This window comes from Paenibacillus luteus, assembly GCF_006542765.1.
Taxonomy (GTDB): domain Bacteria; phylum Bacillota; class Bacilli; order Paenibacillales; family Paenibacillaceae; genus Pristimantibacillus; species Pristimantibacillus luteus.
Genome location: NZ_SKCD01000033.1, coordinates 468,152 through 483,084, shown reverse-complemented (window position 1 = coordinate 483,084; position 14,933 = coordinate 468,152). Strand labels below are relative to the sequence as shown.

At 47.4% G+C, this 14,933-nt stretch carries 13 protein-coding genes; all 13 read right to left on the bottom strand.

Annotation, left to right across the window (positions count from 1 at the left end; translation table 11 throughout):
• Nucleotides 1-7: 7 nt before the first annotated feature.
• The 13 genes from E0496_RS24235 to E0496_RS24175 all read right to left on the bottom strand — a co-directional run bounded on the left by E0496_RS24235 (nucleotide 8) and on the right by E0496_RS24175 (nucleotide 14,670).
• On the bottom strand, nucleotides 8-1,798 hold the full coding sequence (locus tag E0496_RS24235; protein ID WP_141504325.1) for a glycerophosphodiester phosphodiesterase: 1,791 nt from the start codon (nucleotides 1,796-1,798) through the stop codon (nucleotides 8-10).
• Nucleotides 1,799-1,963: 165 nt separating this feature from the next.
• On the bottom strand, nucleotides 1,964-2,794 hold the full coding sequence (locus tag E0496_RS24230) for a glycoside hydrolase family 43 protein (RefSeq protein WP_141504324.1): 831 nt from the start codon (nucleotides 2,792-2,794) through the stop codon (nucleotides 1,964-1,966).
• A 51-nt stretch (nucleotides 2,795-2,845) separates the two neighbouring features.
• Nucleotides 2,846-3,835 (bottom strand): family 43 glycosylhydrolase, encoded by a 990-nt coding sequence (locus E0496_RS24225; protein ID WP_141504323.1) that lies wholly within the window; start codon nucleotides 3,833-3,835, stop codon nucleotides 2,846-2,848.
• Nucleotides 3,820-4,725, bottom strand: coding sequence for a glycoside hydrolase family protein (locus E0496_RS24220; protein ID WP_141504322.1), 906 nt, complete (start codon nucleotides 4,723-4,725; stop codon nucleotides 3,820-3,822). The genes E0496_RS24225 and E0496_RS24220 overlap by 16 nt, the downstream gene beginning before the upstream one ends.
• Before the next feature lie 53 nt (nucleotides 4,726-4,778).
• On the bottom strand, nucleotides 4,779-5,657 hold the full coding sequence (locus tag E0496_RS24215; protein ID WP_141504321.1) for a family 43 glycosylhydrolase: 879 nt from the start codon (nucleotides 5,655-5,657) through the stop codon (nucleotides 4,779-4,781).
• 15 nt (nucleotides 5,658-5,672) lie between these two features.
• Nucleotides 5,673-6,524, bottom strand: a complete 852-nt coding sequence (locus E0496_RS24210; RefSeq protein WP_141504320.1) for a carbohydrate ABC transporter permease — start codon at nucleotides 6,522-6,524, stop codon at nucleotides 5,673-5,675.
• Nucleotides 6,525-6,551: 27 nt separating this feature from the next.
• Entirely contained in the window at nucleotides 6,552-7,502 is a 951-nt protein-coding gene (locus E0496_RS24205) for an ABC transporter permease (RefSeq protein ID WP_141504319.1), read from the bottom strand.
• A 107-nt stretch (nucleotides 7,503-7,609) separates the two neighbouring features.
• Nucleotides 7,610-9,139 (bottom strand): extracellular solute-binding protein, encoded by a 1,530-nt coding sequence (locus E0496_RS24200; protein WP_141504318.1) that lies wholly within the window; start codon nucleotides 9,137-9,139, stop codon nucleotides 7,610-7,612.
• Nucleotides 9,140-9,330: 191 nt separating this feature from the next.
• A complete protein-coding gene (locus E0496_RS24195; RefSeq protein ID WP_161601547.1) occupies nucleotides 9,331-10,914 on the bottom strand; it encodes a response regulator transcription factor in 1,584 nt (527 codons plus the stop codon).
• 5 nt (nucleotides 10,915-10,919) lie between these two features.
• Nucleotides 10,920-12,749 (bottom strand): cache domain-containing sensor histidine kinase, encoded by a 1,830-nt coding sequence (locus E0496_RS24190; protein ID WP_141504316.1) that lies wholly within the window; start codon nucleotides 12,747-12,749, stop codon nucleotides 10,920-10,922.
• Between the two features lie 200 nt (nucleotides 12,750-12,949).
• The gene (locus E0496_RS24185; protein ID WP_141504315.1) at nucleotides 12,950-13,234 is read right to left on the bottom strand and encodes a DUF4183 domain-containing protein; all 285 of its coding nucleotides are present in this window, start codon (nucleotides 13,232-13,234) and stop codon (nucleotides 12,950-12,952) included.
• Between the two features lie 73 nt (nucleotides 13,235-13,307).
• Complete coding sequence (locus tag E0496_RS24180; RefSeq protein WP_141504314.1) at nucleotides 13,308-14,012, bottom strand: DUF4183 domain-containing protein; 705 nt, start codon at nucleotides 14,010-14,012, stop codon at nucleotides 13,308-13,310.
• Nucleotides 14,013-14,190: 178 nt separating this feature from the next.
• Complete coding sequence (locus tag E0496_RS24175; protein ID WP_141504374.1) at nucleotides 14,191-14,670, bottom strand: putative immunity protein; 480 nt, start codon at nucleotides 14,668-14,670, stop codon at nucleotides 14,191-14,193.
• Nucleotides 14,671-14,933: the final 263 nt, after the last annotated feature.

The window sequence follows — 14,933 nt, the reverse complement described above, 5'->3', positions numbered from 1 at the left end:
TTGGCCGCTACACATTTAGTTCAACCATGTTGTGCACCCGTGAAGGGTAATCGGTAATGATGCCATCGATCTCGAATTTCAGCACCTCTTTCAAATTACGGTCACTATTGACCGTCCACACCCATACCTCACGGCCCAGCTTATGCGCGCGGTCAACCAGCTGCTTCGTCAGCATCACCTGCTCGATCGTATAGAAATCAACGTCAAGGAGCGAAAGGTCGCCTACTGCAAAATAAAGAATTTGCCCGATCTGAATATCCGGGTTAAGCAGCCTAATTTGTTGAAGCGTCTCGCGGTCAAACGACTGAATATAACAATCCTTGACCATATCGAACTGCTCGATAAGCGCCACGACCGCTTTGGCTAGGTCCTCGCCGGGACCATACGGCTTCAGATCAATAATCAGCTTCGTCTTCCCCTGAGCTTCTGCCAGAACCTCGGCCAGCATTGGAATACGGTCGAATTGTTCCGTTTCATCCTCTTCGTTCACGTATCTGCCTATGCTAAGCCTTGCAACCTCGGCATAATTCAACTCGTTTACCCGCTTGGCATTACCGGTCAATCGCTTCAAATTATAATCATGATGCAGCACAACAACGCCGTCTTTCGTCAACTGGACATCGATTTCTACGGCATTGGCTCCTTGCTCCATAGAACTGCGGACCGCACGCATCGAGTTTTCCGGAGCATCCTGCGTATCACCACGGTGTGCAGCAATCAGAACGCTCCATTTGGCATACACAAGGTTATCGTTCGCTGCATAGCTGACCGTCAGCGCCAGCGCCAAATATGCCGCAATAATGGATACGTACAAGACCCGCTTCCGGGTTCTTCGCCCAATAAAAGCGTAAAACCGGCTCTCCATCGCTCCCAGAATCCAGCTCTTATAAATACGCAATTGATTTTGTGGCTTTTCCCCTTTACGGCGTCTGTAATGATAAAATTGGCGCGTCAGAAAAATAATGTTCACAGGGACGAGCATCAAGGTGAACATGTAGGTTAGCACCGTAGACAAGGTTAAAGAATAATGGTCAGTTATCGCTTTTAGCACATTGATATTCAACCATGACGGCAAATAGGCAACCGAGGAAATAACCATGAAACCAAGCGAGAAGATGACTGCGTTTACCAAAAACAAGTTAATTAGAATCGACAAGCGCTTGCCCTTCGTCAGCACAAGGCTGCTTCGAATCGCCATCCGGATCGACTTGCCCTCGATCATAATGAAATGCAAGACGAATATCCAGCGCAGGAACAGATACACGCCAAGCAGAAACAGCAGCGCATACAAGGCCAGCATCGTGTAAGAAGAGCTGAGTACTCGGCTATTGAAGAAAATCGGCGCATTAAACTGAGCATATAACGAGGTCGACAACGGCGAATCGATAAACGGCACCAGAAATAGCAGGAAGAACAACAGCTGGATAATACCGAATCCGAACAGCTTCGGCGTATGGCGGAGCGTCGTCACAAGCGCATCAGCAATCAATATATCCTTGCCAAAATAATGCTGCTGCGCAATCGTAATGACGACGCCGAATTCAATAAATAAAACAAACATGGCGACCAGGCAAATGGCAAGCAAGCCAGCTACTCCGGTATAGCTAAGCCCGATTTTGAATACATCGCCATTTAATACCGATCCAGAGCCAACCACCCTAAGGATCCTGTTGAAAATAAACGAAATAATCGGAACAATAACGAAGCTTGTCAGGAGCATAAACAAATATTCAAACAGCAAATGTTTCTTATAGGTATCGCGAAAATCACGGATACTTCTTCCAAATAGTTGAAGCATGGTTATTCATCCTGTTCCTTATGTAATGAAGAAATTACGAAGCAAGCCATATCCTCCCATGCTCCTCTTTCTATTATAACGTATGACCCCACCCCTACGTCTAATCGGTATCCAAAACAAAAAAGCACACGTTCTCCTTTTAGGAGAAAACGCGTGCTTCATTTTCTATTTCACCTTGAGAACCGAACCGTGTCGTGCACCTTCAGGCAGCTTAAGCTGCTGATCAGCCTGCGTCCACGTCTTCAGATCCCTAGAGGAGACCGCACTGTAAAAATGCTCATGAAACCCGTCAAAAATCATCTGCCACTGCTTCGAGCCGCCTGCATCAATCGCATAAAGCGAAGGGCCCTCTGTTAGCGGCGGCGTCAGCAGCCCCGATATTTCGCCAACCTCCGGTAAATCCCGGTCTGCGCCTGCCTTCGAAATCCAGCAGGAGCGCATCGCCTTATGGGCTGTCCCCTGCTCGTTCGATCCCCGTTCATCTTTAAACAGCATAAAGAAGGAATCACCCATATCCGTAACCGTCGCATCGATGACATTATATCCTGGATCAAAGAAGAGCTTGCTTTCGGTAAACGTTTGAAAATCTTTGGTCGTCGTTGACCATATCCGATGGTTGCGTTCTGCTCCGCCAACGGTGGAGGACCAGATGATGCGATACGCGCTCACCGTGGAATCAAAAAACACCTCCGGCGCCCAACTGTTTTGCGTATGCTCCAGATGCTCCATGACCGGAATGAGCTTCTCATCCTCCCAAGTCAGCAAATCCTTAGACCTTGCATAACCGATGCTCCGGCTTGACCAGCCGTCTGTCCATACCAGATGGAATGCGCTTTCATGATCCTGAATCAGATGTGGATCACGCAGTTGCCCTGTGCCTACGCTCGAAGCAAACACGGGTTGACCTTCATTAGACAATTCCCAATCCAGCCCATTCTGACTCTCGGCCAAAAAAAGCTTTTCTTCCTCTGTTGTGAAATAACTGAAGAGATACATGCCAACCATCCTTTCGGCTGATTATATTTCAGCGGATTACTTGCTTTGAGTTCAAACGATGTGCTGCGGCAATGTCGTCGGAGCGTTTGACAGAATCTGGCCTTCCCTATTGAAATCGACAGGATCATAGGCAAGACGCTCCACAGGGTCCTCAAGTCGCTGGATATGATAGGCGATCCAATACCGGTCATCCGGTCCGGTGAACACGCAGTTGTGGCCTGCGTGGGAGATGTCCCCTGTCGGAACGATAATCGGATTTCTCTCATCCTTCGTCCACGGTCCCTTAATGCTGCTTGCCGTTAGTATACCGATCTCATAGGAACGCGTAAAGCTCGAATAGAAACAATAATAGACGCCGCCGCGTCTCAGCATCGCCGGACCTTCGATTTTTGTATCCCAATCATCCGTGCTTGGCAAGGCAATATTGAATCTTTCACCGATCAGCTCGCAGACTGGCAGCGCTATTTCCCAGCCAAATATGCCCATAGCATTGCTATAAAGCAAGAAGTGGCGTCCGTCCTCATCCGTATACAATGAGGCATCATTGGCGATATAACGGTCATCTGCCGTTGACTGCTCGTCCATGTAAAGCTCTTCATGCACAATAACCGGGCGCTCTGGCGTCAACAAGCGATAAGGTCCCGTCACCTGCTCCGCAACGGCTATGCCGCAGGAATGCTTATGGCCCGTTTCCTCATTTCGAGCGTTGAACGTCAAATAAAACAACCCGCCTGTCTCATGGATTTCGGGTGCCCAGAGGCGATCCACATACCAAGCATCGGCCGGGATCTCCGATCTGCTCAGCAGCATAGCCTCTTCTGTCCAGTCTATGAGATTATCCGAGGACCACAGCCGAATGCCAAGGCATGGCCCGTTCCAGAACGGCGCCGAGGATGCGGTTAAATAATAGCGCCCGCCTGTTTTTATAATAAATGGATCACGAATGTTGCCCGGCTGTCCGCCCTCATGTGGATTTTGGTAACAAAACTGCTGCTTGTCCATCCTTCTCGCCTCTTCCTCATCATCTAAATACGCGGCCATTCCCAGTTAACCAAATCATCACTCCACGCCATTCCGATACATGCATGTGTATCAAAAATCGTCTCTTCGCTCTCGGGGCCCGTTCCATGAAAGAACAGGAGATACTTGCGAACGCCCTCTACCTCTCTGCAATCCAGCACGAAGCCAGCCGTTAATCTCCCCTGCGCCCAGCGCCAATGCTCTTGTCCCAGTGTGAGAAGCTTCTCTTCCTCTCGCCACATCTGCAGATCCGTTGATCGCATCATACCGATCCCGTTCTCGGGCGAGTGAAACATAACATATTCGTGTTCCTCGCGTATGATACAGACATTCTCACCCGCATTCGCCCTGCCCGCATACTTCCAGTGCACCAGATCGCGAGAATAGGAGGAGCTGACTCCGTTTTGTTTGTAGAAGCACCACCAAAGTCCAGGCTCCTCTGCGCTTTCTACCAAATACGGGTCAATCATCCGGCCCATCTGCCCAGTGTCGACCTGCTCGCCTTTCACCTTTAATAGCTGGGGAGACTCCCAGTGAACGAGGTCATCACTCTCCATTGTCCACAAGCGGGAGGTATCGTTTCCATATTTTTCTCCCTTTGGCCTCGGATAGGTTTGCAAGCACATCACCCAGCGATCATGATTCTTGATAATATTTCCAGGACTTGAGAAATTCAATTGCTGATCACGAGCCGTCAGCCGCTCTGGCTTGCTCCAATAGAGCAGATCTTTGCTCTCGCTCATCGCCGTATACATATAAACTTGTCCATCCGGCTCCGTTTGTACCAGCGTAAAATAGAGCCTGAACAAGCCAGCTTCATACACGGCTGTCGGATCGCGGTATCCCGTCGTTTCGCTGCCCTGCAGCAAAATGGGAGACCGTATGTTGTTCAAATAAAAGCCGCTGTCCAATCCGTTCTTCCCCCTTTGCATGTTCCCCTTCAGCATGTGACTCAACTAATTGCTCAGTCAACTGGATAAAACCGGTTCTCCTCATTAAAGGCCACTTTGACAACCGCAGGTCTTTCTCGAAAAGGAGCGTTTTCGTCATTGCCAAAAAACGTGCTCCACCATTGCCCCAATTTGTCTTGAAATAGCGTATTATGCCCGCCATGGGGAATTGCCAAATAACGATCACCATAAGGACCATAGATATGCTCGGCACTTGCAGCATAGCAGTGGTAATCCCCATCCATAAATTCTGCTCCTACCAGATGATAGCGTCCCCCCGCCTTAAACAGGAAGGTACCTTCAAACCCGACATGCTCCGCGTTGGAGGGCGAGAGCAGCCGAAGCTCTTCCGCGAGGCCGCTCATATCCTCATTCATACGCGCAATCTTCCCATTGTCGCATAAGAAGTAGACTTCGCCATCATCGTCCTGAAACAGGGAGGCGTCGATATGCCCGCTAATCGGCGTGCCCGCCCTAATATGGTCAACATAAGGCCCCTCCGCACGCCCACTGGTACTCCGCAGCACACCGTTTCCCAGCCGTGGAATGCTGTATGTGATCCAGAAATTATCCCTAATAAAGTGGATTTCCGGCGCCCACAGTGGTCGGAACGGGTAGCCGTCACGCAGTTGGATCTCCTTCTGCCATGTCCCATCCCGGTCGATGTTCCACACGGTGCTTTGCCGCCGAGGCTCACTAATGACAGTCGTCCAGCTTTGCAAATCGGCAGATTTCCAAAGCTTAATGTCCCCCGTGACCGCCCACCAATCCGGGTCTCCTGTCGTGCCTGTCATATAATAGAAGCCGTCTGCACCAAGGCAAATCGAAATATCCCGTATCGGATAATCAAACAGAGGCTGAAGTGTCGTTGGCAAGCTTGCTTTCGTAGTCATGCGCTTCTCCTCCCCCTACCCTTTTACGGAGCCTAACAATACGCCCTTCGCAAAATGTTTTTGCAAAAACGGGTAAATCAGCAAAATCGGAATCGTCGCTACAATAATGACCGCCATCTTAATGTTCTGTGCATGCAAAATGAGGCTTGCGAGCTCCGGGTCGCTGCCATCGCCGCCCTCGGACAAAATAATGATTTGCCGAAGCATGACCTGAATGGGCCATTTTGCGCTGTTATTGATATACAAGATCGCGTCAAAATAACGGTTCCAGTGCGTTACCGCATAAAATAACCCAAACGTTGCAAGTACCGGCTTGGAGAGCGGAATAATAATCCTCCATAAAATCCCAAGATCCTTGCATCCGTCGATCATCGCCGATTCCTCCAGCTCCTCCGGAAGGTTCTGGAAAAAGTTTTTCACGATAATCAAGTTGAATGCACTGATTGCTGTAGGCAGAATAAGAGACCATATCGAATCCAGCATCCCCGCTCCTCGCACGACAAAATAAAGAGGGATCATGCCGCCGTTAAAGAGCATCGTAAAGATAACACCCATCATAATCGTTTTGCGGAACACAAGCTCCTTCTTCGCAAGCGGAAACGCCATCAGGCATGTCAGAACCAGATTAACAAGCGTGCCAGCTACCGTAACGAGAACCGAGACGGATAAGCTTCTAAGAAAAGCCGAATTACTAAAGACGAATCCATACCATTCAAACGTCAGGTCCCTCGGTATAAACCCTGCCGTGCTGGAAATGGACGACGATATTATATAGAAGAAAGGCATAATCGTGGCCGTCGCAAACAAAAGTAGAAACGTATAATTGCTAATGTCGAAGATGCGGCTTGCCATTGTTTTATCCTGCATAATAGTGCCTCCTGATGAATGACATCGTTAGTATAAGCCTTCTTCACCTAATTTTTTGGCGGTCCAGTTAGCGCCCAGCACCAATATGAGTCCGACCGCCGACTTGAACAATCCGACCGCGGCGCTATAGCTGAATTGCCCTTGCGTCAAGCCAGTCCGGTAGACATACGTATCGAATACATCCGCTACCTCGCGATTCAGAGCATTCGCCATGAGGAAAATTTGCTCAAAGCCGGTATCCAGAAAATTACCCAGCCGCAAAATAAACAAAATGACGATGACACTGCGAATGGATGGGAGTGTGATATGCCAAAGCAGCTTCCAGCGGTTCGCGCCATCCATCCTTCCCGCCTCGTACAGCTGCGGGTTAACGCCGGAGAGTGCAGCCAAGAAAATAATCGTCCCCCAACCGATTTCCTTCCAGATGACTTGAATGACGATAAGCGGCCTGAACCAATCGGGACTAGTCAGAAACGGAATTTTCGTGCCGCTTGCCTGCGTAATCATATCAGTCACCAAACCATCGCTGGCAAAGAAAATATGGAAAACACCGACGATGACGACCCAGGATAAGAAATGCGGAATATAAATGATCGACTGAATCGTATTTTTCACTCGCTGCTTCACTACTTCATTGAGCAGCAAAGACAGGACAATCGTTAGCGGGAAGAAGATAATGATGTCATACACCGCGAGCAGAAACGTGTTTTTAAACAGCACCCAAAACGTATCCTCGGTAAAAAAACGGTGGAAATGGGTAAATCCTGCCCATTCACTTTTCCATACGCCTAGATAAGGCTGATAGTTTTTGAAAGCCATCAATAAGCCCCACATCGGAAAATATTTAAACACAATAAAATAAGCAATGCCGGGCAGCAGCATCAAATAGAGCATCGGCCGCTTCACTATTTTGCGTGCTCGCTCTGATTTATGGATTGCGGCTGTCAGCGGGCCTAACATGGCTGGAGCTTTCTTCATAATCTTCCTCCTTGTACGTTGCAATAATGTCCTCTAGCTGCTGATATAAGGGGTTAAAAGAAGAAAGAGAGGTTGCCCTCTCCTTCACTAACCGGTTTGTGTGCTATTTATTGCTTCTGCTTAGCCAACTGCTCAGCAAATTCCTTGGCAATTTGCGTGCCGCCCTTGCTGTACCAATCCTGCAGCGCTTTCTTCAGGCCCGCTTCATCCGTAACGCCCATCGAATACCGGATCATCGTATCGATAAGATCGCGTTCAAGCTGCGAACCCTTCTGAGCAAAAGTATCGGAGTATAACGGGTCTGCGGGATTGGAAATCGCAAAGTCAATATAATCTGCGCTTACGCTGTCCCCCTTCTTCTGAAGCTCCGTCTTCTCTGCCACCGTTGTATTAAAGTTCAGCCGGGAGAGTAATGTTTTCAAATTCGTGATACGGTCCAAATAATCTTGGCGGTCCAGAAGCACAGGTGCTCCGTCTTTCAGCTCATAGTTTTTGCCTTCGATGCCGTACTCCAGCAAATTGGCCATTTCCGGATCATGCAGCGCGCTTACGAAATCCAGCACTCGCTTCAACTGCGCCTCGTCCTTGATTTTGCTCTTCGGGAACAACAACATGCCATTGTGCCCTGGTAAAGCACGCACTGTCATTTTACCGCTGGCATCCTTGAGGCTGACGATGAAATCAAGATCGGCATTTTCGTTTTTTGAGCCGCTCCGGATCGAAGCCCGTTCATCATTTACGCTGTCCGCCGCCTGAATGAAAGCGAAGGCATTGCCGCTGCGAACACGCTGGTCCTTGTCACTTTGCTTGGCTACTGCAAAATCCTCGTTTAGCAAACCTGCGTCATACAGCTTCTTATGATACTTCATTGCTTCCGTATAGCCTGGGCTTTCGAAGTAAGGAATGAACTCTCCTGCTGCGTTCACTTCCCACTTGTTAGGCGTTCCGAACGATTGGAACAGAAACGGGTACAGCGTCCAATCCGCATTGCCGTCAATGTCCATCAGCGGCGTCATGTCAGGATATTTCTGTTTCACGGCTGTCAGCACCTCGAACAGCTCGTCCGGCGTTTCCGGCTCCTTCATGCCAAGCTCTTTCAAAATATCAGTGCGGTAAGCAAGCACCGGCCGAATGAGCGGGCGCGTACGCGGAAGTCCGTATACTTTGCCATCAATCGAAATATTGTCATAAACGACGCTGTTGATTTCAGAGAAATAAGGATAGTCCTTGATCAAATCGCCAATTTCCCAGAAAGCGCCTGCACGGGCAGCGTTGATGATCGTTGAGTTTTTCACGACGGTAGCAAGCAGCGTCGGCATATCCCCCGAAGCAATCGTTACATTCAGCTTCTCCTCACCTCCGGTCGAAGGCACGATTTGGAGATTCAGCTTCGTATTTGTATACTCCTCGATCTGCTTAATCGCATCCGCGCTGTCCGTTTGCGAGAATGGCGAATTTGCATAGGTGAGAAAGGATATGTCCATCGGCGGCAGCTTCTCCCCACCCGTGCCTCCCGCATTCGTTGCATCCGGGTTCGCGTTTTCTGGCTTGTTGTCATTTTTCCCGCAGCCAAGCAGCGAGGTGGACATAACCATTAGCAAACATACAAGCATAATCATTTTTGACCTTGTTTTCATCAAAATCCCCCCGTATCGATCGTTGTCATGTAAGTGCTTTCTTCTTTGCTCTTTAATACTAACCTGCGTCCGATACTAAAAAAATGACCCCATTTTTACTTTTTATTCGTTATTATGACCTTTTCCATTTATAAAAAAAGGACACTGCCCACTGGCCGTATCCCCCTCTACTTAAAGCAAAATCAATATATCTAACTGTTATTTTTGAACTCTTTTGGTGAGATGCCTTCATACTTTTTGAATATTTGATAAAAATATGTGTAATTCTGATAGCCAACCTTTTCACCAACCTCATTGACCCGACTGCTCGGATCACGTAGCAGCTTTTTCGCTGCATGTATCCGTGTTCCGGCGATAATATCTACGAAGTTTTTGCCCGTTTCCTTCTTGAGCAGACGGCTGAGGTAGCTTGGATTCACGGAATATTGCTCGGCTACGCCTTGGAGCGACAGCTCCTTGGCATAATGCTCATGAATATGCTTCATCACGCTGCGAACGAGTGAGCCGTAGTCATTAGTATCTCGAGTTAGTTCTTCCCTGACAGCTATAAAGAGACGGCTCACATACTCCATTGCCTGGTTCATGTTATCCAGCCGCTCCACCGCCCGCAGCATATCCTCCACGCTGACGGGCAAGCCTAGCTCATTTCCCGTCGTCCGATAATATTTGCGCACCGCCATGAAGCACAGCTCAGAGATCAGACTTTTGGCTAAAGGAACATTGTCCTTGCTGAACGCGGTTATTTCCGCAAGCATATGGCTGATTCCGTCAGCAAGCTCCTCCTCTGATTTGGTTTCAAAGCCATCTTGAAACGTTTCGAGCACGTTTATAATCATCAATTTTCCATGCTCTGTAATCGGCTGATCGCGCTTGCGTGCCGGCGGATGGGCTTGTCCGTTGTCCGTTTGAAAAAAAATTTTGTTCTTGAGCTCCATTAATTCGGTGTAAGCATCGCCGAGCCGTTCGAATGATTTGTAGAAGGAGCTGACGACGACTGAGGCACTCGACTGCCCGTCACGCTTATAAATTTCCTGCCACGCGGCGAGTACTTTCAAGATTTCGCTTTTATGCTCGCGGGATTGAACGTCATTATCGTATAGAAAAAGATACAGCGTATCGTCGTTTTTTTGCAGCTTGTACCATTGGTAGAAGGTAGGATGAGTCTGATCCGATAGCATGCCTTCCAATTCCACATCCTGCTTCCGCTGCCCCTTTTCCAAAGTCACCTCTCGCACAGCCTGTCTTTGCACAGGTTTAACCAGCGCAAGCATAAATCTCGGAGCTTTGGCTGACAGGTTTACCGCTTGCTCCGCTGCGGTATCTATCCTTCCATCCAGCAATGCGCTGAAATGCTTTTCCTTCATCACGCGGTCCCATTCGCTCCGCTTGACTCGCTTCGCCAGTAATTCCTGCGCGGCTAGGCGAATCGTCTCGCCAAGCTCGTTATAGCGAATCGGCTTGGAAATAATGGCGTAAACGCCTAATTCCAGCGCCTTCTGTGCATATTTAAACTCCTGGTAGCCCGTAATAAGGATGACACAGCAATCCTCGACGTTGGCATTAATCCACTCGGTTAAGGCAAGGCCATCGATTTTTGGCATCCGGATATCCGCAATGACAATGTCTGGCCGAACGCTGACGAGAATGGCTTTCGCCTGCTCTCCGTCCCCCGCCTCGCCCATGACCTCGCAAGGATAGCTATCCCACGGAATCAGCTTAATCAGCGCTTGGCGAACCGATGGCTGATCGTCAATGACAACCGCTTTTAGCATCATGATGTTCATTCTCCTTCTGTTTTGTCATAGAGTGCAGACGCCGTTTGCAGTGGGATTGAAATGGACACCACGGTTTCCGTCCCCGGCATGCTTACGATACTTAGTCCATACGCCGCCCCAAACATAAGTTTTACGCGTTTATTCACGCTTCGAATGCCAATTTTGGCCGGCTCGCTCTCTTTGTAATGCTCGTCCTCCCGACGTTCCGTATCCTCTACACGCAGCAGCGATTCCTGTATATCGGGAGCAATGCCAATTCCATTATCCTTAATCTCGATTATGCATAAGTCATTCTCACGACGGCAGACGATTTGGATAAGCCCCATACCGCTGATTCCCTCCATGCCGTGCACAATCGCATTCTCAACAATAGGCTGCAAAATAAAGTTAGGCACGCTGGTTTGAAGGAGGGCTGAATCGATTTCATACGTTGCAAATATTTTGTCCGTATAAATGGTCTGATGGATATCCAAATATTTTTTTATATAGTGCAGTTCTTCCTCTAATGTAATGATATGCTTCTTGTTGCGGAACGTATCGCGAAGCAGATCCCCGAGCAAGCATACCATTTGGCTGACCTTGTCGGTTTCCAGCATCAGTGCATTGCAATTAATAAACTCTAGCGTATTGTACAAAAAATGAGGGTTGATCTGAGCTTGCAGCGCTTTGTATTCAAACGCCAATGATTTATATTCCGCCTCCTGCTTAAGCAGCTTTTCGCTCGTTACCGTGTCAATTAATTGTTCGATTTGCTCAGACATCTGATTAAACTTGGTGCCTAGTATAGCTATTTCATCCCGACCTTTCGGAATTGTCGCTTGTACTTTGAAATTCCCCTGAGAAATATGCTTTATGCTGTTCAGCAGTTTTCTTACATTCGCCGTAATTTGATGTGAAAATAAATAAGCCAAAATCAATGCGCCTATCATGGCGATCAAACAGGTATAAAATATCCAATATTTTAGCGCATCCGTATGCTTCCTAAGCTCATTCACTGAAATAATATTGACGAGCTTCCATTTTTTATCCGTAATCGTCTTTGTCGTTGCAATATAATCCTTGCCTTCGTTCCGAAAGCTCGTCTGACCATCCGCCAGCGACAGGTCATGACTCGCGAGCACCTGGTTAATATAGCGCTTTCTATCTGGCGTATCGTAAATGAGCAGCTGGCCGTTCTCGTTAAATATAAAAAACTCGCCGCCGTCGACCCGATCTACGTTATGGTAGATGCTTCGGATATAATCATCCTCAACTATGGCTCCTATAATGCCAAGATACTCGTAGGTGCCGGGATCGTACAGCGCACGGCTGACAATAATCGCTCCCTCCTCGTCTCCCTCGCCAGGCGTCCATTTCGCTGAGCCTTTATAGTCCTTGACCTCCTGTAAATCAATATTCAGCTGATGCCTATATTCAGAAACTGTATTTTTCACAAAATTATAATGATACCATTGCTCCTGCTTGTCCTGAACGAATGCGCCCATCAAATAGGGCTTAGCTTCTAGGTTTTTAATCATTTTCCGATTAATCGCCTTGTATTGTAAAAAATAGTTGGATTCTGCCTCCCCGCGCAAATACGGAAACACATCCTCTGCATTCACGTACATCAGCAGCGTTTGATCCAGATCACTTGTAAGCGTTTCCATATTATTCCCAATTTGACTCATTAAATATTCCGAATAATTGTAGCTGATTTGCTTGAGGGATGTTTCGGAAATATAATAATTTGCCAAGCTAATAAGCAGCGTGATCGAAACAATAATAATCAAATAAGAAAACAAAAACTTCTCTTTGAGCTTCATGTTATTAAACAAAGCCGTAATGTAGGTGCGCATGAAACTCCTCCTGCCTTATTCTGCTTATTCATCACCTTTAAGCTTAGATGAATGAATATAGAAATTATACGTTACTATTTTTACTTTTTCATTGTTATTTTTACCTATTTGATAGGTACATCCATCGGTATTCTATTTTAATAAACGACAATGCCGGCCATTCAATAAAAAGAATGGCCGGCATCACGTTGACAATCCGGTTAGTTTACTACGAATTCAATGATGATTGGAGTTCCATCATCAAGTGCATCGCCGCCTGGGATCGTGATTGCAGTCGTTGTTACGGTTGAAGTATCTGCTGTTTGAATCAGTCCATTAATATACAGATTGTAATAAGCAGGCTCCGTTGGGAAAGCAGTTGCAGCAACACCAGCGTCATTTGTAGTCGCTGTCGCAAGAATATTATAAGCGACGCCTACACCTGTCCCGTCTCCTGCTGTAGCACTGAACCTTCTAGCAGCCATAAAGGGTTTTGAAATAGCCATTTATATCACCTCACTCTCTCAACTAGCTTATGCTAGAGTTAGAAAAGAGGAAGTACTCATTCGTGGAACTTATTTAGTTAAATGGTGGAATGATTTGAACTGCGAAGGTAACTATTTCGAAAATGATCGGTGTGCCTGCAAAAATCGTTTGATTTCCGAGATTAAAGCTTATGTCATTTTCGTTTAAAACATATAAACTACTTTCTTGCAATAATCCATTGATGTAAACATTGTTATAGCTATTGGGAACAATTTCAGGAAATGAAGTAATGACGTCTCCCTCATCGTTTGTAAACTCAGCAGCCTGAATAATCAATAGAGATTGAGCATCCGAGCTGACAGTATAAAAAAACCTTTTACACGTCGGCAAAATAATAATGTCAGGAACAATAACCGTTCCTGGTTCACCTTGGGGTCCCTGAATGCCAGGTAGACCTTGAAGCCCTTCAAGTCCTTGTTCGCCTTGAGGTCCTTGAAGTCCTTGAAGTCCAAGCCCTGGGAGTCCTTGTGGACCTTGTTCTCCTCGGGCTCCTTGTGGACCTAATGAGCCTTGTACAGAATGTTGTTCCATAGCATTGGGCTGCTCTTTGAAAAAGATAACCTTTTTATTTCGCTTTTTTCTACTAAATGAACCATTACCATATGTTTTTTTAATACAACCTTTTCTGCTAGGTGTATGGGAGTATCTTATTTGGAGTACGGAAGCCGCAGCTCCATTCTTTCTAAGTAGTCGTTTTCTTCCACATTTTTTCTTTTTTACAGCAGCTATTTTACTCAAGCTAATTCACCCCCCATTAATCGATATAAGCTATGATATGATTCGATTGAATGACGGTATGGACGAAGCAGCCGCAACAATTAGGCCTCAGCCTATTTTATATAAAAATAGGTTGAGGCCTGTAACTAGTATTATGAGTCATAAGATTCTGTATATCCGCTCATGGTAAGCTATGTTCTCAGGTTGTTACGGCTATATCCAGCAAGCGCTGGTATTGCCACTCACGTTCCTTAGTCGTGTTCGCATCGGCGTCTTTCGCTTCAGCCGCATAGGCGGCAGCTTTTGCAGCATAGGTAGCTGCGTGAACCGCATGACCAGCGACATGGGCGGTTGCGGCTGCATGGCCAGCAGCGCGAGCTGCTGCGCATGAGTGCAAGCGATTAACGACTGCGCTGACAGCTGTTTGATCGGCATCGCGGGCAGCGGCATGGGCGGCAAATGCAGCAGTCCGAGCTTCGCTCATCACGATTTCGCCACGCACCCAGGCACGGCCCGCTTCGATTGCCTCTCGAGGTCTATGATCATTTGGACAAGCCTCCTCGAAATACGGTAGCACATGTTCTGCGCACTCCGCTGCCCAAAGTACCAACTTTTTCTGATTCTGCTTGCTAACAAGCTCTGCTATGGATTTACTCACGCTTGCATCTGCAAACTTCACTTTCCCCAACTCTTAACCTCCCTTTACTGACTTGTTCGGTTACAGTGTAGCCTATAGATCGTTCAGGTGAAACAGCATGTTGCCTGAGCCTACTTATTCTACATGGGTATCGCCCATCTTCCAACCTTATATTTTAAGAAAGAAACGACAGTGACGCATGAATGACCGAAATCGACCCGATCACAAAAGCATCATAAAAGCAGCAAACAGCCGGACAGGCATAGAAGCCCTGCTCGGCTGTTTGTTGAATTTCCGGCTTATTT

Coding starts and splice junctions, on each gene's coding strand:
- E0496_RS24235 (WP_141504325.1), bottom strand. CDS start 1,798: ATGCTTCAACTATTTGGAAGAAGTATCCGTGATTTTCGCGATACCTAT.
- E0496_RS24230 (WP_141504324.1), bottom strand. CDS start 2,794: ATGTATCTCTTCAGTTATTTCACAACAGAGGAAGAAAAGCTTTTTTTG.
- E0496_RS24225 (WP_141504323.1), bottom strand. CDS start 3,835: ATGGCCGCGTATTTAGATGATGAGGAAGAGGCGAGAAGGATGGACAAG.
- E0496_RS24215 (WP_141504321.1), bottom strand. CDS start 5,657: ATGACTACGAAAGCAAGCTTGCCAACGACACTTCAGCCTCTGTTTGAT.
- E0496_RS24210 (WP_141504320.1), bottom strand. CDS start 6,524: ATGCAGGATAAAACAATGGCAAGCCGCATCTTCGACATTAGCAATTAT.
- E0496_RS24205 (WP_141504319.1), bottom strand. CDS start 7,502: ATGAAGAAAGCTCCAGCCATGTTAGGCCCGCTGACAGCCGCAATCCAT.
- E0496_RS24200 (WP_141504318.1), bottom strand. CDS start 9,139: ATGAAAACAAGGTCAAAAATGATTATGCTTGTATGTTTGCTAATGGTT.
- E0496_RS24195 (WP_161601547.1), bottom strand. CDS start 10,914: ATGATGCTAAAAGCGGTTGTCATTGACGATCAGCCATCGGTTCGCCAA.
- E0496_RS24190 (WP_141504316.1), bottom strand. CDS start 12,749: ATGCGCACCTACATTACGGCTTTGTTTAATAACATGAAGCTCAAAGAG.
- E0496_RS24185 (WP_141504315.1), bottom strand. CDS start 13,234: ATGGCTATTTCAAAACCCTTTATGGCTGCTAGAAGGTTCAGTGCTACA.